This is a genomic window from Streptomyces sp. NPDC050842 (assembly GCF_044456565.1).
In the GTDB taxonomy this organism is placed as follows: Bacteria; Actinomycetota; Actinomycetes; order Streptomycetales; family Streptomycetaceae; genus Streptomyces.
On sequence record NZ_JBITGA010000005.1, the window covers coordinates 189793 to 207226 of the forward strand.

Consider the following 17434-nt stretch of genomic DNA (forward strand, 5'->3'; position numbering starts at 1 on the left):
AATACGCCTTAAACAGCAGCCACGTTGTCCACAGAATCGCCAACTAGCCTGTGGATAACCTACTTTGGCTGTGGATCAAACATGTCCGCTTCAATTCATCGGAGAACAATGGACGAACGGCGCACGGTGAAGGTGTCGAAGTACCTCTCCAAGCATCTGCGTCACCAGCCCGAGCGCATCGGCCTCGTCCTCGACGCGCAGGGCTGGACCGAGATCGACACGCTCCTGCGGGCAACGGCCGCGCACGGCTTCCCGATCACCCGCGAGGAACTCGACCTCGTCGTCGCGACCAACGACAAGAAGCGCTTCGCGATCGAGGGGACCCGCATCCGCGCGAGCCAGGGCCACACCGTCGAGGTGGACCTGGACCTGCCGGTCGCCGAACCGCCCGCGTACCTCTACCACGGCACGGTCGCCGACCGGCTTCCCGCGATCCGGGCGGAAGGGCTGCGCCCCATGGCCCGCCACCACGTGCACCTCTCCCCCGACCGGGAGACCGCGACCCGGGTCGGCGCCCGGCGCGGACGGCCGATCGTGCTGAGCGTCGACGCCGGCGCCATGCACCGCGCGGGCCACGTCTTCCACGTCAGCGCCAACGGGGTCTGGCTGACCGACGCCGTGCCTCCGGAGTTCCTCCGCCTGCCCTCCTGAGACCCGACCGCGCCCTGAGCCGGACGGCTGAGGCATGATCACCCCCATGGCACACCCGCACCTGCCCACCACCGAAGCGGCCGTCACCGCGATCCGCGAGATCGCCCAGGAGTTCCACCTGGAGATGACGGTGACCGACGACATCGGCGCGGACCAGACCTCCCGGCGCACCTCCGCCGGCGCGTTCGCCGTCCTCGACACGGACGGCTCCCTGCCGCACGAGGCCTACGTCGAGCTGGGCGGCTCCCCCTCGCTCACCGTCCAGATCTTCCCCGAGGACGACGCCAGGATCATCGTGGACGGCATCGAGTTCGCCGACGTCCCCCGCGACGCGGTCCCCGCCTTCCTCCGCTCCGTCCTCGGCGGCCTCGCCCACGTGAAGGGCCGGTTCTTCCCGCCCGGCTGGTGGCTGGTCGTCCCGCTCCCCGGCGACACCACGCACAAGGAGCTCATCCCGGGCAGCTCGCTCACCCCCTGGATGAACCGCAACGTCCGCTGATCCCTCACGGACCGCCGTAGGCTCGGGACCATGAGCCTGCGTCTGAGCACCGTCATCCTTCCCATCGACCGTTGGCACGAGGGAGGCCGCGAGAAGTGGCGGCGCGCCGAGGAGCTGGGGTTCCACACGGCGTACACCTACGACCACCTCTCCTGGCGCACCTTCTGCGACGGCCCGTGGTTCGGCGCGCTGCCCACCCTCACCGCCGCGGCCACGGCGACCGAGCGGCTCCGCCTGGGCACGCTCGTGACCTCGCCCAATTTCCGCCACCCCGTGACCCTCGCCAAGGACCTGATGTCGCTCGACGACATCTCCGGGGGCCGGATCACGCTCGGCATCGGGGCCGGCGGCAACGGCTTCGACGCCACCGCCCTCGGGCAGGAGGCGTGGACGCCGAAGGAGCGGGCCGACCGGTTCGGCGAGTTCGTGCCGCTGCTCGACCGTCTCCTCACCGAGGAATCGGTGACGGAGCGGGGCACGTTCTACGCGGCGGAGGAGGCCCGCAACATCCCCGGCTGCGTCCAGCGCCCGCGACTGCCGTTCGCGGTGGCGGCGACCGGGCCGCGCGGGCTGAGGCTGGCCGCCCGGTACGGGCAGGCCTGGGTGACGACCGGCGACCCGAAGATCTTCGAAGAGGGCACCCCCGAGCAGTCGGTGGAGGCCCTGCGCGGCCAGGTCGAGAAGCTCGGCAAGGCGTGCGCCGAAACCGGCCGGGACGTGGCCGAGCTCGACAAGGTCCTGCTCACCGGCTTCACCCCGGACCGCGGTCGCCCGCTGGAGTCGCTGGACGCCTTCGTCGACTTCGCCGGCACCCACCGGGCCCTCGGCTTCACCGAGATCGTGATCCACTGGCCGATCGCGGACTCCGACTTCGCCGCCGACCAGGCCGTCTTCGAGAAGATCGCCACCGAGGCCCTCTCGCAGCTGGGCTGAGCCGCCCGCCGCACTCGTACGTCGCCGGGGCCCGCGCTCAGGTCGCGCGCCGGGCGTGCCCGCGCCACAGGGCGAGCAGCACCGGTGAGCCGGTCGGCGCGGGCCGTCCGGGACACACGTCGAAGTGGCTGACCCGGCAGGTGTCGGACGGTACGGCGCGGCCGACGTTGACCGCCGTACCGTCGCCCGCCACGCGCCAGCGCCGGCCCGCCGGAACCACCCGGGCCGGCAGCTCCCCCGGCTCGATCATGACCCAGCGCCCGCGCACCGTCCGGTGCCAGGCGGCGCCGGCCCCGCACGCGTCGCAGGTCGCGGGCGACGAGCTCCGCGCGTCCGGCACGGCCCTCCCGGTGCGGGCCGCGTGCGTCACGGCCGCGGTCATCCCCGCCAGGACGTCGCCGACCAGCACCGGATCACGCGCCGGATGATCCGACCCGGCCTGCTCACAGCTCCCGCAGAGCGCCATCCCGAGACTCGCTATCCACATGCCGTACGGCGCACCGCAGGCCTCGCACTCGTCACACCGCCGGCCCGAGACCATGCCCCACCCCCTGGAGATGCCGTCAGCTCTCCTGGAATCCTCCCCACGCCCGCACGGAACCGAACGAGCGTTTTACGGCCAGATCAGGACGCTCCGGGACGGGTCGCGCCACTGAATTCGCCTACTCATATGTGCACCTCCTCGCACGCCCGTGCGTCCGGTGCGGAACAATGGTGCGGTGACCTCTCCCCGCTCCCCGCGTTCCTCCGCTCCGGCGGCCCCGGCGACCCGGCTGATCGCCACCGACCTCGACGGCACGCTCCTGCGCGACGACAAGTCCGTCTCCGAGCGCACGATCGCCGCCCTCGCCTCCGCGGAGCGGGCCGGTATCGAGGTCTTCTTCGTCACCGGCAGGCCGGCCCGCTGGATGGACGTCGTCAGCGACCACGTCCACGGCCACGGCCTGGCCATCTGCGCCAACGGTGCCGCCGTCGTCGACCTCCACTCGGGAGGCACCTTCCTGGAGGTCCGCCCGCTGGAGCGGCCGGTCGCCCTCGACGTCGTGCGGGCCCTGCGCGCCGCCGCCCCCGGGACCTCCTTCGCGGTCGAGCTCACCACCGGCATCCACTACGAGCCGGAGTACCCGCCCTTCTTCCTCGACCCCGGCGCCACCGTCGCCACCGCCGAGAAGCTCCTCTTCGAGGAGGCGCCGGGCGCCGCCGCCCCGGTGCTCAAGCTGCTCGCCCAGCACCCCGAGCTCGACCCCGACGCGTTCCTGGCCCTGGCCAGGGAGGCCGCCGGCGAACTGGCCTCCTTCACCCGGTCCAGCCCCACGGCTCTCCTGGAGGTCAGCGCCCTCGACGTCTCCAAGGCCTCCACCCTGGCCCGGTGCTGCGCCGAGCGCGGCATCTCGGCCGAGGAGGTCGCCGCCTTCGGCGACATGCCCAACGACATCGAGATGCTCAGCTGGGCCGGCCGCTCGTACGCGATGGGCAACGCCCACCCCGCCGTGATCGCCGCCGCCTCCGGTCGTACGGTCGGCAACAACGAGGACGGGGTGGCCGTCGTCATCGAGCGGCTCGTGGCGGAGGCACTGGACGCGCGGCGGGACACCCCGTAGTCACACCCCGCCGTCAGAGCGGGGCCTCCCACACCACCGTCGTACCGCCGCCGTCCTCCCCGAGGCCCGGCCCGCACCAGCTCGCGCCGCCCAGCGACTCGGCCCGCCGCGCCAGGTTGCGCAGCCCGCTGCGCCGCCCGCCCTCCGGGATGCCGACGCCGTCGTCCGCGACCGAGAGCCGTACCCCGGCCGAGCCGTCGGGCAGCGTGACCGTGGCGTCGACGACCACCTCGATCCGGCCCGCCTCCGCGTGCCGGAAGGCGTTCGAGAGGGCCTCGCGCAGGGCGGCGATGAGGTTCTTGCCGGTGAGTTCACCGACCGCCGAGTCGATCACGCCGAGGAAGCGGTGCGCGGGCTTGAAGCCGAGCGGCACGGCCGCCATGTTGATCTCCCGCAGGACACGGGTGCGCAGTCCCGACGGGGCCTCGGCGGGCCCCTGCTGGAGCGCGAAGATCGCCGTACGGATCTCCTGGATCGTCACGTCCAGTTCGTCCACGGCCTTCCCGACGCCTTCGCGCACGGCCGGCACGATCGACTTGCGCTGGGCGCTCTCCAGCATCATGCCGGTGGCGAAGAGCCGCTGGATGACCAGGTCGTGCAGGTCACGGGCGATCCGGTCACGGTCCTCGAACACGGCGAGACGCTCCCGGTCCCGCTGCGCGTCCGCCATCATCAGCGCGAGCGCCGCCTGGGAGGCGAACTGCGTGGCGAGCGTCCGCTCCGTCTCCGTGAACGGGCGCGCGCCCCTCATCCGGGGCGTGGCGAGCGCGCCGAGGACCCGCCCGCCGCTCTGCAGCGGCAGCATCATGCTCGGGCCGTACGCGGAGGTCAGCCGGCTGATCATGCGCGGGTCCGTCGAGGCGTCCGCCACGAAGACCGCCTCGCCCTCCAGGAGCTGTTCGACCACGGCGCTCTCGGGCGGGATCACGACGCCCAGCGACTTGGTGGCGCGGGGCGAGGAGACGGCGACGATCTCCAGGCCCCCCTCCTCGGCGGGCAGCAGCACGATGCCGGCGTCCGCGTCGGCGAGTCGGCGCGCCTGTTCGGCGACGACCGCGAGCGCGTCGTCCGCGTCGCCGCCGGAGAGCAGGGCCGTGGTGACGGCGACCGAGCCGTCGATCCACCGCTCGCGCTGCCGGGCGGCCTCGTAGAGGCGGGCGTTGCCGATGGCGATGCCCGCCTCCGTGGCGAGCACCCTGACCATGTGGACGTCGTAGTCGTTGAACTCGCCGCCGCCGTGCTTCTCGGCGAGGTAGAGGTTGCCGAAGATCTCGCCCTGGACCCGGATGGGCACGCCGAGGAAGGTCCGCATCGGCGGATGTCCCGGCGGGAAACCGGCCGCGCGCGGATCGGTGGACAGGTCGGCGAGGCGGATGGTCTGCGGGTCGCGGATCAGCGCGCCGAGCAGCCCGGCGTGGCCGTCGGGGAGACGTCCGATCCGGCGGGCCACGTCCTCGCCGACGCCGAAGGTGACGAAGTCGGAGAGTCCCTTGCCCTCTTCGTCGACGACCCCGATCGCGGCGTAGCGGGCGTCGGCGAGTTCGGCGGCGGTCTCGCAGATCCGGTCGAGGGTGGAGTGGAGTTCGAGCCCCGTACCGACCGACCGCATGGCCTCCAGGAGCTGCGGTACGCGGGCGGTGAGCTCCGTGGACAGCCCCTGGAGGCTGCGCGTGGCCCGAGTGGCGGCTTCCAGGGGGTCCGAGGCGTCGGACGCGGCGGCGGTCATGAGCCTGAGCCTAGTTAGTCCTATTTGGCGAGAAAAGTCGGCCGATGGCCTACCGCCCCGCTCATGACCCGCTCATGCCCCGCTCATGCGTCGGACGCGGCCCGGCTCTGCCCGGCGCCGACGACGAGCAGATCGGTCTCCCGCTCCTGCTCCAGCATCCGGCGCAGCGGGCCCTCCGCCTCCGCAAGGTCGGCGTACGGGCCGCGCTGCACGGTCCGGCCCTCGTCCAGGACCACCACCTCGTCGACGGCGTCGAGCCCGTGCAGCCGGTGGGTGATGAGAACGGTGGTGCGCCCCTCCGTTGCCCGGAGCAGATCGTCGGTGAGTGCGTCGGCGGTGGCCAGGTCGAGGTGCTCGGCCGGCTCGTCGAGCACGAGGACGGGGAAGTCGGCCATCAGGGCGCGGGCGAGCGCGAGACGTTGCCGCTGGCCGCCGGAGAGCCGGGAGCCGTGCTCGCCCACGAGGGTGTCGAGCCCGGCCGGGAGACCGTTCACCCAGTCGAGCAGCCGGGCCCGGCGCAACGCGTCGCGCAGTTCCTCGTCGCTCGCCCCGACCTTCGCGAGCCGCAGGTTCTCCCGGACGGAGCTGTCGAAGATGTGGGCGTCCTGGGCGCAGAGGCCGACGAACCGCCGGACCGCGTGGCCGTCGAGCTCCCAGGCGGGCACGCCGCCGATCCGGTACATGCCGTTCTCCACGTCCAGGAACCGCAGCAGCACCTGGGCGAGCGTGGTCTTCCCGGAGCCGGAGGCACCGACGACGGCGACCCGGCGCCCGGCCTCCAGGGTGAGCCCGAAGTCGGCGAGCGCCGCCCGGTCCTGCCCGGCGTGCCGGGCGGAGAGCCCTGTCAGCTCCAGCGGGAACGGGCTCGCCGGGGGAGTCTCGGGCCTGTCGGGCTCGTGTACGGGGACGGGGGCGTCGAGCACCTCGAAGACCCGCTCGGCGCTGTGCCGGACGCGCTGCCGGTACTGGACGGCGAGCGGCAGGCCCGTGACGGCCTCGAAGGCGGCGAGCGGTGTCAGGACGACCACGGCGAGGGCCACTCCGTCGAGCCGCCCGTCCCGTACGGCCTGGACGCCGACGAGCGCGGCGGCCGCGACGGTCAGTCCGCAGACCACCGCGGAGAGACCGGCGCCGAGCGCGGTGGCCGCGGCCTGCCGCGAGGCGATGGAGGTGAGGTGCCGGTCGGCGGTCCGGGTCCGCTCGACCCGGCCGGGCAGCGCGCCCGCGACCGTCAGTTCGGCGCAGCCGCGGAGCAGGTCGGCGACGGCGGTCGCCAGGGCGCCGCGTGCGGGGGCGAGCCGGCGCTCGGCCCGGCGGGCGAAGGCCCCGCCGACCGCCGGGACGGCGACGCCCGCGACCAGCAGGCCCACGGCGAGGACGGCCCCGGCCTCGGGCAGCAGCCACGCGGTGAACCCGGCGGAGGCGACGCCCACGACGAGGGCGGCGCCCACCGGGAGCAGCCAGCGCAGCCAGTAGTCCTGGAGCGCGTCGACGTCCTGGACGAGCCGGGAGAGGAGGTCTCCGCGGCGGGTGCGGCGCAGCCCGGCCGGGGCGATCCGCTCCAGGCGGCGGTAGACGGAGACCCGGAGCTCGGCGAGCATCCGGAGCACGGCGTCGTGCGAGACGAGCCGCTCGGCGTACCGGAAGACGGCCCGGCCGATGCCGAAGGCGCGCGTGGCGGTGACGGCCATCATCAGATAGAGCACGGGCGGCTGTTCGGAGGCCCGGGAGATGAGCCAGCCGGACACGGCCATGAGCCCGACGGCGGAACCGAGGGCCAGGCTCCCGAGCAGCAGGGCGAGCGCCATGCGTCCCTTGAGCTCACCGGCCATGTCCCGGACCCGCCCGAGCATCGACCGCCCGGAGCCCGCTCCGGCTCCCTCGTCGGCCAAGCCGCTCGATCCGGCGTCGGACCGGGCGTCCGACCCGCCGTCCGGTACGCCTGCGACGACCCCGTCCCCACCGGACCGGGCCCCCGCGTCCGCCGCTTCCACCTGGCCGCGCGCGCCGACCGAACCGGCCACGCCGACCGACTCCGACTCGGCGGAACCCGCTTCCCCTGCCGCCGTCGGGACCAGGCTCACCACCCGGTCCGCGACCGCGAGCAGCGCAGGGCGGTGGACCACCAGCAGAACCGTCCGGCCGGCCGCGAGACGCCGGACCGCGTCGACGACGCCCGCCTCCGTCTCGCCGTCCAGCGCGGCCGTCGGCTCGTCGAGCAGCAGCAGCGGCCGGTCCGCCAGGAACGCCCGGGCGAGCGCCAGCCGTTGCCGCTGGCCCGCCGACAGTCCGGCACCGTCCTCGCCGAGCGCGGTGTCGAGCCCCTCGGGAAGCCCCGCGACGAACCCGTCCGCCCCGGCATCCCGCAGGGCTTCCCGTACCGCCTCGTCGGAGGCGTCCGGGCGGGCCAGGCGTACGTTCTCGGCGATCGTCCCCGCGAAGAGGTACGGGCGCTGCGGCACCCAGGCGATCCGCGACCGCCAGCCCTCCAGGTCCAGCGTCGCGAGGTCCTCGCCGCCGACCCGGACGGAACCGCCCTCCTCCGGCGCCACGAAGCCGAGCACCACGTCGAGGAGCGTCGACTTCCCGACGCCGCTCGGCCCGACCAGGGCCACCGTCTCGCCGGGCTCGACCGTCAGCGTCGCCGCGTCGAGGGCCGGTTCGGCGCGCCCCGCGTGCCGCACGGTCACCCGGTCGAGCTCCAGCCGCACGGAGCCCGGAACCGCCCCCGTACCGCCCTCGCGCACGGGCTGCTCCAGGACCTCGAAGATCTCCTCCGCCGCAGCGAGCCCCTCGGCCGCCGCGTGGTACTGCGCGCCCACCTGCCGCAACGGAAGGTAGGCCTCTGGCGCCAGGATCAGGATGACGAGCCCCGTGTACAGATCGAGCTCGCCATGGACCAGCCGCATGCCGATGGTCACGGCGACGAGCGCGACCGACAAGGTCGCGAGGAGCTCCAGGGCGAAGGAGGAGATGAAGGCGATCCGCAGGGTGCGCATCGTCGCCTGCCGGTACTCCGAGGTGATCGCGCGGATCGACTCGGCCTGGGCCTTCGCCCGGCCGAAGATCTTGAGGGTGGGCAGGCCCGCGACGACGTCCAGGAAGTGGCCGGAGAGCCGGGAGAGCAGCTTCCACTGCCGGTCCATCCGCGCCTGCGTGTACCAGCCGATGAGGATCATGAAGAGCGGAATGAGCGGCAGGGTGACGACGATGATCGCCGCCGAGACCCAGTCCTCGGTGACGATCCGGGCGAGGACCGCCACCGGCACGACCACCGCGAGGCCGAGCTGCGGAAGGTAGCGGGCGAAGTAGTCGTCGAGCGCGTCGACGCCCCGCGTCGCCAGCGCGATCAGCGAACCCGCCTTCTGGCCGCTCAGCCACCCGGGTCCGAGCGCGGCCGCCCGGGCGAGGAGCCGGCCGCGGAGCTCGGACTTGACCGCCGCGCTCGCCCGGTGGGCGGCGAGCTCGGTCAGCCAGGAGACGCCCCCCCGCGCCACCGCGACTCCCGCGAGCAGCAGCAGAGGGGTGGTCAGATCGGAAACCGCCAGGCCCTTCTGGAAGGCCCCCACCACGATCTCGGCGATGAGCATCGCCTGGGCGACGACCAGCGCCGCCCCGGCCAGACCGAGCACGACCACCGCGGCAAGGAAGAGACGGGTGGCCCGGGCGTACCGGAGCAGACGCGGATCGATCGGTTTCACGTGAAACATGCCCCTCTAGTGAGCTCGTGCGTCGGTCAGCTAGTGAGCGTCAGCGATGTGCTGCGTACCGATGCGCTTACGGAACACCCAGTAGGTCCAGCTCTGGTAGAGCAGCACCAACGGGGTCGCGATCGCCGCGCACCAGGTCATGATCTTGAGCGTGTACGGGCTCGACGACGCGTTCGTCACCGTAAGACTCCACTCGGGGTTGAGCGAAGACGGCATGACGTTCGGGAACAGCGCGAGGAAGAGCATCGCCACCGCGGCGGCGATCGTCACGCCCGAGAGCGCGAACGACCAGCCCTCGCGCCCCACCTTGATGGCACCGATGGCGCCGACCAGGGCCACCACGGCGATCAACATCGCTGCGAGGCTCCAGCTGTCCCCCGTGTCGACCTGGGTCCAGATCAGGAAGACGAGCGCGAGCACGGCCGCGACCAGGCCCAGCTTGAGTGCGAGCGCCCGGGCGCGCACCCGGATGTCACCGACCGTCTTGAGCGAGGCGAAGACCGCGCCGTGGAAGGTGAAGAGGGTGAGCGTGACCAGACCGCCGAGGAGCGCGTACGGGTTGAGGAGATCCCAGAAGGTGCCGACGTACTCCATCTCCGCGTCGATCTTCACGCCCCGGACGATGTTGCCGAAGGCCACGCCCCAGAGGAACGCCGGGATCAGGGAGGTCCAGAAGATCGCCTGCTCCCAGTTGCGCTGCCAGTTCTCCTCGGGCCGCTTCGCCCGGTACTCGAAGGCGACGCCCCGGACGATCAGACAGACCAGGATGATCAGCAGCGGCAGGTAGAACCCGGAGAAGAGCGTCGCGTACCACTCGGGGAAGGCGGCGAAGGTCGCGCCGCCGGCGGTGAGCAGCCACACCTCGTTGCCGTCCCAGACGGGACCGATCGTGTTGATGAGGACCCGCTTCTCGGCCCGGTCGCGGGCGAGCAGCTTGGTCAGGACGCCGATCCCGAAGTCGAAGCCTTCGAGAAAGAAGTAGCCGATCCAGAGGACGGCGATGAGTACGAACCAGACGTCGTGGAGTTCCATGCCTCGTTCTCCTGAGCCTCAGTACGAGAAGGCCATGGGGCGGTCGGGGTCACGGGAGTCCCCGCCGATCTTGGTGGGCGGGTTGAGGTCGTCCTCGGTGAGCTCCGGCGGTCCCGCCTTGACGTACTTGACGAGGAGCTTGACCTCGATCACGGCGAGAACGGCGTAGAGGGCGGTGAAGATGATCATCGAGGTGAGCACTTCGCCCTGGGAGACACCGGGGGAGACCGCGTCCCGGGTGCGCAGCACGCCGTAGACGACCCAGGGCTGACGGCCCATCTCGGTGAAGATCCAGCCCCAGGAGTTGGCGATGAGCGGGAAGCCCATGGTCCAGAGGGCGACGATCCAGTACCACGTGGTGAAGCGGGGGCTGAGCGCCTTCCGCTTGAACAGGACCAGATTCGGCACTTCGTCCTCACCGGTCCGCATCCCCGGTGCCAGCATGAACTTCTTGCGGGTCAGCCAGAGGCCGAGCATGCCGATGCCCAGCGAGGCCATGCCGAAGCCGATCATCCAGCGGAATCCCCAGTACGCGACGGGGATGTTCGGCCGGTAGTCGCCGGGTCCGAACTTCTCCTGCTCGGCCTTGTTGATGTCGTTGATGCCCGGGACGTACGAGGTGAAGTCGTCGTTCGCGAGGAAGGACAGGAGTCCCGGGATCTCTATGGCGACCTTGTTGTGGCCCTTGTCGACATCGCCGTAGGCGAAGATCGAGAAGGGCGCGGGCGCCTCGCCGTCCCAGAGCGCCTCGGCGGCGGCCATCTTCATCGGCTGCTGCTTGAACATGACCTTGCCGAGCAGGTCACCGCTGATGGCGGTGCCGAGGCCGGCGATGATCAGGGTGATCAGGCCGAGCCGCAGCGAGGTCCGCATCACCGGGATGTGCTTCTTGCGCGCCAGGTGGAACGCGGAGATGCCGACCATGAACGCGCCGCCGACCAGGAAGGCCGCCGTCATGGTGTGGAAGAACTGGGTGAGGGCCGTGTTCTGGGTGAGCACCAGCCAGAAATCGGTGAGCTCCGCCCGGCCGCGCTCCTCGTTGATGCGGTAGCCGACGGGGTGCTGCATCCACGAGTTCGCCGCGAGGATGAAGTAGGCGGAGAGGATGGTGCCGATCGACACCATCCACATGCAGGCGAGATGGATCCGCTTGGGCAGCTTGTCCCAGCCGAAGATCCACAGGCCGATGAACGTGGACTCGAAGAAGAAGGCGATGAGCGCCTCGAAGGCGAGCGGGGCACCGAAGATGTCGCCGACGAAACGGGAGTAGTCGGACCAGTTCATGCCGAACTGGAACTCCTGCACGATGCCGGTGACGACACCCATGGCGATGTTGATCAGGAAGAGCTTGCCCCAGAACTTCGTCGCCCTGAGGTACTTCTCCTTCTCGGTCCGCACCCAGGCCGTCTGGAGACCGGCGGTGAGGGCGGCGAGCGAGATCGTCAGGGGGACGAAGAGGAAGTGGTAGACGGTGGTGATGCCGAACTGCCAGCGCGCGAGAGTCTCTGGCGCAAGAGCGAGGTCCACGTCGTTTTCTCCTTACTCGCCGTGGTCACATCGGCAGTTTGTCCCGATAATCCCACCCATTAAGGGATGAACCAGGACACGCTTGTGAACGCGTTCACATTCACAAGCATTATGGCTCATACGAAATCCGTACCTTCAGTCGGGGTCCCTCTGCCGAAGGTCACCTCTTCCCAGGACCTTCAACATATTGTTGAATCCGGGGCGTGACCCTTCGGATACACATCTCCTGGCCGGCCGGACACACCACGGCGACCCTTGAGGAAACCCCCACGAGCGCGGCGCTCGCGGGGGCTCTCCCGATCTCCTCCACCGCCCGGACCTGGGGCGAGGAGGTCTACTTCGACACTCCGGTCTCCGTCCCCGTCGAGGACGGCGCGCGCCAGGTCGTGGAACCCGGCACGGTGGCCTTCTGGACGGAGGGCGACGCCCTCGCCCTCCCCTACGGCCCGACCCCGATCTCACGGGGAGACGAGTGCCGGCTCGCGAGCCCCTGCAACCTGCTGGGCTCGCTGGACGGCGACCCGCGGATCCTGGCCACCGTCAGGGACGGCGACCCGATCCGCGTGGAACTCGTCGCCGGCCGCTGATCAGCCCTGCTCGCGGAAGCCTTCCGCCGCCTTCAGGAACAGGTCGTTCGCCTCGGTCTCACCGATCGTGACGCGCACGCCCTCTCCCGCGAACGGCCGCACCATCACGCCGTGCCGCTCGCACTCCGCCGCGAAGTCCAGCGTCCGCTCACCGAGCCGCAGCCAGACGAAGTTCGCCTGGGTGTCCGGCACGGTCCAGCCCTGGGCCACAAGCCCCGCGTGGACCCGCTCACGCTCGGCCACCAACGAGCCGACCCTGCCGAGCAGTTCGTCCTCGGCCCGCAGCGAGGCCACCGCCGCGTCCTGCGCCAGCTGGCTGACCCCGAACGGGACCGCCGTCTTGCGCAGCGCCGCCGCCACCGGCTCGTGGGCGATCGCGAAGCCGACCCGCAGCCCCGCCAGGCCGTACGCCTTGGAGAACGTACGCAGCACGGCGACGTTCGGCCGGTCACGGTAGAGCTCGATGCCGTCCGGGATGTCGGTGTCGCGGACGAACTCCTTGTACGCCTCGTCGATGACGACCAGGACGTCCGAGGGCACCCGGTCGAGGAAGCGCTCCAGCTCGGCCCGGCGGACCGCGGTGCCCGTGGGGTTGTTGGGGTTGCAGACGAAGATCAGCCGGGTCCGGTCGGTGATCGCCGCGGCCATCGCGTCGAGGTCGTGCACGTCGCCGTCGGTCAGCGGCACCTGTACCGAGGTGGCACCACTGATCTGCGTGATGATCGGGTACGCCTCGAAGGAGCGCCAGGCGTAGATCACCTCGTCGCCCGGGCCCGACGTGGCCTGGAGCAGCGACTGCGCGACCCCGACCGAGCCCGTGCCCGTCGCGATGTGCGAGACCGGCACCCCGAACCGGTCGGCGAGCTCCTGCATCAGGCCCGTGCACGCCATGTCCGGGTAGCGGTTGAAGTTCGCGGCGGCGGCCAGCGTGCTCTCCATGACCCCGGGCAGCGGCGGATAGGGGTTCTCGTTGGACGACAGCTTGAAGGCCACGGGACCGCCCGCGGCGGCCGGCTTGCCCGGCTTGTAGGTGGGGACGCCGTCCAGCTCGGCGCGCAGCTTGGGGCTGCCGGTGCTCGTCCCGCTGGTCTCGCTCACAGTGTGGCCTCCTCGACCGTCCGTACCGCCAATACTCCTCACCTTATGAGGATTCGCCTCCGCTGCGAATGGCCTGTGGACAACAGGAGGGACACGCTGTGGATACCGCTCCCGATCCCTCCCGCGGCGAGCCCGTGGAGAGGGGGAGCGCGAGCCCGGGTGGCGCGCGCCGGTGGCGGGCGCCGTGGCGCGCATCCCCCGTAGAGGTGAGTTGAGACCTCTTCGAGACCTCGCCCCTTCGCCAGGCCTACGCCGTTCGGCAACCCTAGGTCGCATGGAAGAACCCTTAACTGCCTTGGATTCCTTACCCATTGACCGTTTTCGATCATGCAGAAACGTGCCTGTCAATGCCTGCATATGCGGCCGTCCCGACCTCCCCTCATCGCCCTACTATCGGCTCGCCATGACAGCAGCAGGGAAGCACCAGGTGAGCCGGGCACAGACCCGGGGAAGCCGGCAGGGCCGGGCAGGCATCCGGGACGTGGCCGCCGCCGCCGGGGTCTCCATCACGACTGTCTCCGACGCGCTCAACGGCAAGGGCCGACTCCCGGACGCCACCCGCCGCCACGTCCGCGAGGTCGCCGACCGGCTGGGCTACCGCCCATCCGCGGCGGCCCGCACGCTCCGTACGGGCAAATCGGGACTCATCGGCCTGACCGTGACCACGTACGGGGATGAACCTTTCACCTTCACCGAATTCGCATACTTCGCGGAGATGGCCAGAGCAGCCACATCGGCGGCACTCGCCCGGGGCTACGCCCTGGTCATCCTCCCCGCCACCTCCCGCCATGACGTCTGGTCGAACGTCGCCCTCGACGGCACCGTCGTCATCGACCCCTCCGACCACGACCCGGTCGTCACCGAACTGGTCCGGCAGGGCCTCCCCGTCGTCTCCGACGGACGCCCCGCCGGCACCCTTCCGGTCACCGCCTGGGTCGACAACGACCACGAAGCCGCCGTCCTCGATCTGCTCGACCACCTCGCCGACGCCGGCGCCCGCCGCATCGGCCTCCTCACCGGAACCACCACCGACACGTACACCCGCCTGTCCACCACCGCGTACCTCAACTGGTGCGAGCGGGTCGGCCAGGACCCCGTCTACGAGGCCTATCCGGCGCACGATCCGTGCGCGGGCGCCATCGCGGCCGACCGGCTGCTCGCCCGCCCGGACCGACCCGACGCCGTGTACGGCCTCTTCGATCCCAACGGAACCGATCTCCTCGCGGCCGCGCGCCGCTACGGGCTGCGCGTCCCGGAGGACCTGCTGCTGGTCTGCTGCAGCGAGTCCACCGTCTACGCCACCACCGAACCGCCCATCACGACGCTCTCGCTCAAGCCACGCAGGATCGGCACGGCCGTCGTCCAGCTCCTCATCGACGCCATCGAGGGGATCGATACGGACGGTCCGGTCGAGCAGGTGATACCGACCGAACTCATCGTCCGCACGTCCTCGCAGCGGCGCTCGCCGCGCACCACGGTCAGCCCGCCGCGCTCACCCGCGAAGGACTGACCGAGGCTCACCGAAACCGCCGCCCCCGCCCCTGCCCGTGGGCAGGGGCGGCGAAACCGAGCACCGTACCGGCCTCAACCCTGGACTGGACCTTCTCAATTCGGGCGAAACAACCGGTGAACCCGGAGTGGACCCGGATTCACCACCCCTGGTGCGTCACACAGGAGGACGCTCATTCCTATGATGGGCGGACGACATCGTGGGCCACCCCGACCAGGCCGGTCCACGATGTGCAGGGCATCGCGACGGTGGTGGAGGGGTCCATGACTCAGGGGGCCGGGCAGGAGCCCGTGGTGCGCACGGCGACATTGCGCGACTTCCGCGTACCGCCGTACGCCCGGGTGCCCGTACAGGGCCACGCCGCCGAGCCGACGTCAGCGGATCCGCTGCCGACGCCCGCACCGGCCGCCGAGCATCTTCCGTCGGCTGAGCACCTTCCCTCTGCCGAAGCACCGGCCGAGGCACCGGTCGCGACACCAGTCGCTCCGCCCATGCCGGCCACCGCGCCCGCGCGGACCGTCGAGGCAGCACCGAGCGGGTCGCTCCCCGTCGTCGGCGCGCCCCCGTCCGCGCCCGCCGCCGGCGCACCCGCGCCCGTACCACCCGTACCCGCGTCCGCGCCCGTACCGCCCACACCGGCACCTGCGCCTGCACCCGCGCCCGCCGACCCGACCCTGCTCCTGGGCCGCCGCGTCGCCCCCTCGTACGCCGGCGCCACCACCAGCACCACCGGCTCCTCCATCATCTCGGTCGCCACCGGCCACCCCGGCAGCGCCTTCCCCGAGGGCGCCCTGCCCGAGGGCTACACGCCGACCGAGCGCGACCTCCCGGTCATCAACCGCGGCGACACCGTCCAGGTCCGGGTCGCCCCAGACGCCGCCACCGCGCCCGACCCCGCCGCCACGACCGGCGACGGCCCCGGCCCGCTCTACGTCGTCGGCGACGTCCACGGCTACCTCGACGAACTCGTCGCCGCCCTGCGCGCCCAGGGCCTCGTCGACGAGAACGGCGGCTGGGCCGCGGGCAACGCCCGGTTGTGGTTCCTCGGCGACTTCACCGACCGCGGTCCCGACGGCATCGGCGTCATCGACCTCGTCATGCGGCTCTCCGCCGAGGCCGCCGCCGCCGGTGGCTACTGCAAGGCCCTCATGGGCAACCACGAGCTGCTGCTGATCGGCGCCAAGCGCTTCGGCGACACCCCCGTCAACTCCGGTGCGGGCACGGCCACCTTCCAGGCCGCCTGGCTGCTCAACGGCGGCCAGAAGCACGACATGGACCGGCTCCAGGACGTCCACCTCCAGTGGATGTCCCGGCTCGACGCCGTGGTCCTGGAGGACGACCACCTCCTCCTGCACTCCGACACCACCGCGTACCTCGAATACGGCGAGACCATCGAGGACGTCAACGAGACGGTCCACGAGATCCTCAACCGGAGCGACGCCGACGAGGTCTGGGACGTGTTCCGGAAGTTCACGAAGCGCTTCGCGTTCCGCGACGAGGGCGGCCCGCAGGCCGTCCAGGAGCTGCTCTCCACCTACGGCGGCAGCCGGATCGTGCACGGCCACAGCCCCATCCCGTACCTCCTCGGCCAGGTCGGCACGGAGGAGAGCGAGGGCGGCGGCGGCCCGATCGTCGACGGACCGCACGTGTACGCGGACGGCCTGGCGATCGCCATGGACGGCGGCGTGACCATGGCCGGAAAGCTGCTGGTCGTCCAACTCCCGCTGAACGGCTGACGCATAACCCTGCGCATCCGGGGAAGGCGATTTCCGGAAACACTCTGTCAGCCCATGGCGTCACCGCAATACCATCGGACCATCCGTAGCAGGCTCTCCTCCGTTTCCGCCCGACCGGCTGTTCTCCACGGCTGATCAGGGCCTGCGGAGCATCGGGGGATGCACATGAACGTGGCTCCGTACCTGCTGACCGAGGATCGCGCCGAGTACGAGCGGGTCCTCGACGACGCACTGAGCACCGCCCACGCACGTCCGGATCTCGCCGGAGTCGGGACCCGGCTCACGGTCGGGCAACTACGCTCCATGGCCCTGAACGCGACAGCGCTGATCACCACCGCGGCGTCCAGCGAGTACGACCACTTCGTCAAGGTCCGCGAGCAGAGCCGCGTCGCGGTCGCCACCCGCGTCCCCGCCCCGCAGGACGGCTCCGGCGCGGGGATCGTCGCGATCGTGACCGTCATGGTGCCTGTCCTCGCCGGGTCGGCCGCCTTCATCTTCCTGCTGGTCGGCGCGCTCCTGCACGCGATCGCGCCCACCGTGGTGTTCGGCGCGACACTGCTGACGGCCGGCCTGGTCTTCGGCGCGGTCGCCGCGGCGGGCCTGCTCTGCGCGGCCGCCGGCCTCCTCCGGACCGCCCTGCGCAACAGCCCGACCGCGACGGTCGGCGCCGGTACGCCCGCCACCGCGGCGGACGACGAGCTGTCCCACGCTCGCGAGGCCTGGCGCCTCGCCCTGCTCGAACGCGGCGTCGTCCCCTTCCTCCGCGACGCCCTCGCCGCCATGGACCGGGACGACGACACCGTCGGCTGACGACGGCACCCCAC

Annotated in this window: 14 protein-coding genes; 8 read left to right on the top strand and 6 right to left on the bottom strand. The window is 71.5% G+C overall.

Annotated features, from left to right (window positions below; all coding sequences use genetic code 11):
* Positions 1-108 precede the first annotated feature (108 nt).
* Genes ACIBG6_RS17835 through ACIBG6_RS17845 form a run of 3 tightly spaced genes read left to right on the top strand, consistent with a single transcriptional unit; the run spans position 109 to position 2083 of the window.
* Positions 109-651: an RNA 2'-phosphotransferase gene (locus tag ACIBG6_RS17835; RefSeq protein WP_399223531.1), complete on the top strand. Its 543-nt coding sequence runs from the start codon at positions 109-111 to the stop codon at positions 649-651.
* Positions 652-697: 46 nt separating this feature from the next.
* Positions 698-1150, top strand: coding sequence for a hypothetical protein (locus ACIBG6_RS17840; RefSeq protein ID WP_399223532.1), 453 nt, complete (start codon positions 698-700; stop codon positions 1148-1150).
* A gap of 30 nt (positions 1151-1180) precedes the next feature.
* On the top strand, positions 1181-2083 hold the full coding sequence (locus tag ACIBG6_RS17845) for an LLM class flavin-dependent oxidoreductase (RefSeq protein ID WP_399223533.1): 903 nt from the start codon (positions 1181-1183) through the stop codon (positions 2081-2083).
* A gap of 37 nt (positions 2084-2120) precedes the next feature.
* On the opposite strand, the gene ACIBG6_RS17850 is transcribed toward ACIBG6_RS17845, so the two are convergent.
* Complete coding sequence (locus ACIBG6_RS17850; RefSeq protein WP_399223534.1) at positions 2121-2570, bottom strand: DUF6083 domain-containing protein; 450 nt, start codon at positions 2568-2570, stop codon at positions 2121-2123.
* A 232-nt stretch (positions 2571-2802) separates the two neighbouring features.
* On the opposite strand from ACIBG6_RS17850, the gene ACIBG6_RS17855 reads away from it, so the two are divergent.
* The gene (locus ACIBG6_RS17855) at positions 2803-3684 is read left to right on the top strand and encodes a Cof-type HAD-IIB family hydrolase (protein WP_399223535.1); all 882 of its coding nucleotides are present in this window, start codon (positions 2803-2805) and stop codon (positions 3682-3684) included.
* A gap of 13 nt (positions 3685-3697) precedes the next feature.
* Here the strand turns inward: ACIBG6_RS17855 and ACIBG6_RS17860 are convergent, their stop codons facing one another.
* From ACIBG6_RS17860 to ACIBG6_RS17875, 4 genes are all read right to left on the bottom strand, one after another.
* Positions 3698-5410: a GAF domain-containing sensor histidine kinase gene (locus ACIBG6_RS17860; RefSeq protein WP_399223536.1), complete on the bottom strand. Its 1713-nt coding sequence runs from the start codon at positions 5408-5410 to the stop codon at positions 3698-3700.
* 83 nt (positions 5411-5493) lie between these two features.
* The gene (cydD, locus tag ACIBG6_RS17865) at positions 5494-9111 is read right to left on the bottom strand and encodes a thiol reductant ABC exporter subunit CydD (protein WP_399223537.1); all 3618 of its coding nucleotides are present in this window, start codon (positions 9109-9111) and stop codon (positions 5494-5496) included.
* Positions 9112-9150: 39 nt separating this feature from the next.
* Complete coding sequence (cydB, locus tag ACIBG6_RS17870; RefSeq protein WP_399223538.1) at positions 9151-10152, bottom strand: cytochrome d ubiquinol oxidase subunit II; 1002 nt, start codon at positions 10150-10152, stop codon at positions 9151-9153.
* A gap of 18 nt (positions 10153-10170) precedes the next feature.
* A complete protein-coding gene (locus ACIBG6_RS17875) occupies positions 10171-11679 on the bottom strand; it encodes a cytochrome ubiquinol oxidase subunit I (protein ID WP_399223539.1) in 1509 nt (502 codons plus the stop codon).
* Between the two features lie 203 nt (positions 11680-11882).
* Here ACIBG6_RS17875 and ACIBG6_RS17880 point away from each other — a divergent pair, with 203 nt between their 5' ends.
* Complete coding sequence (locus tag ACIBG6_RS17880) at positions 11883-12266, top strand: cyclophilin-like fold protein (protein WP_399223540.1); 384 nt, start codon at positions 11883-11885, stop codon at positions 12264-12266.
* Here ACIBG6_RS17880 and hisC read toward each other — a convergent pair whose 3' ends face one another.
* The gene (hisC, locus tag ACIBG6_RS17885; RefSeq protein ID WP_399223541.1) at positions 12267-13364 is read right to left on the bottom strand and encodes a histidinol-phosphate transaminase; all 1098 of its coding nucleotides are present in this window, start codon (positions 13362-13364) and stop codon (positions 12267-12269) included.
* Positions 13365-13767: 403 nt separating this feature from the next.
* Between hisC and ACIBG6_RS17890 the strand changes: the two genes are divergently transcribed.
* The 3 genes from ACIBG6_RS17890 to ACIBG6_RS17900 all read left to right on the top strand — a co-directional run bounded on the left by ACIBG6_RS17890 (position 13768) and on the right by ACIBG6_RS17900 (position 17420).
* On the top strand, positions 13768-14874 hold the full coding sequence (locus tag ACIBG6_RS17890) for a LacI family DNA-binding transcriptional regulator (protein ID WP_399223542.1): 1107 nt from the start codon (positions 13768-13770) through the stop codon (positions 14872-14874).
* Between the two features lie 263 nt (positions 14875-15137).
* Positions 15138-16610 (top strand): metallophosphoesterase, encoded by a 1473-nt coding sequence (locus tag ACIBG6_RS17895; RefSeq protein ID WP_399223543.1) that lies wholly within the window; start codon positions 15138-15140, stop codon positions 16608-16610.
* Positions 16611-16769: 159 nt separating this feature from the next.
* Complete coding sequence (locus ACIBG6_RS17900) at positions 16770-17420, top strand: hypothetical protein (protein WP_399223544.1); 651 nt, start codon at positions 16770-16772, stop codon at positions 17418-17420.
* Positions 17421-17434 lie beyond the last annotated feature (14 nt).

What these genes read in the sequence shown, in the direction of transcription:
- ACIBG6_RS17835 (WP_399223531.1), top strand. Translation starts at nt 109, where the DNA reads ATGGACGAACGGCGCACGGTGAAGGTGTCGAAGTACCTCTCCAAGCAT.
- ACIBG6_RS17840 (WP_399223532.1), top strand. Translation starts at nt 698, where the DNA reads ATGGCACACCCGCACCTGCCCACCACCGAAGCGGCCGTCACCGCGATC.
- ACIBG6_RS17845 (WP_399223533.1), top strand. Translation starts at nt 1,181, where the DNA reads ATGAGCCTGCGTCTGAGCACCGTCATCCTTCCCATCGACCGTTGGCAC.
- ACIBG6_RS17850 (WP_399223534.1), bottom strand. Translation starts at nt 2,570, where the DNA reads ATGTGGATAGCGAGTCTCGGGATGGCGCTCTGCGGGAGCTGTGAGCAG.
- ACIBG6_RS17860 (WP_399223536.1), bottom strand. Translation starts at nt 5,410, where the DNA reads ATGACCGCCGCCGCGTCCGACGCCTCGGACCCCCTGGAAGCCGCCACT.
- cydB (WP_399223538.1), bottom strand. Translation starts at nt 10,152, where the DNA reads ATGGAACTCCACGACGTCTGGTTCGTACTCATCGCCGTCCTCTGGATC.
- ACIBG6_RS17890 (WP_399223542.1), top strand. Translation starts at nt 13,768, where the DNA reads ATGACAGCAGCAGGGAAGCACCAGGTGAGCCGGGCACAGACCCGGGGA.
- ACIBG6_RS17895 (WP_399223543.1), top strand. Translation starts at nt 15,138, where the DNA reads ATGACTCAGGGGGCCGGGCAGGAGCCCGTGGTGCGCACGGCGACATTG.
- ACIBG6_RS17900 (WP_399223544.1), top strand. Translation starts at nt 16,770, where the DNA reads ATGCACATGAACGTGGCTCCGTACCTGCTGACCGAGGATCGCGCCGAG.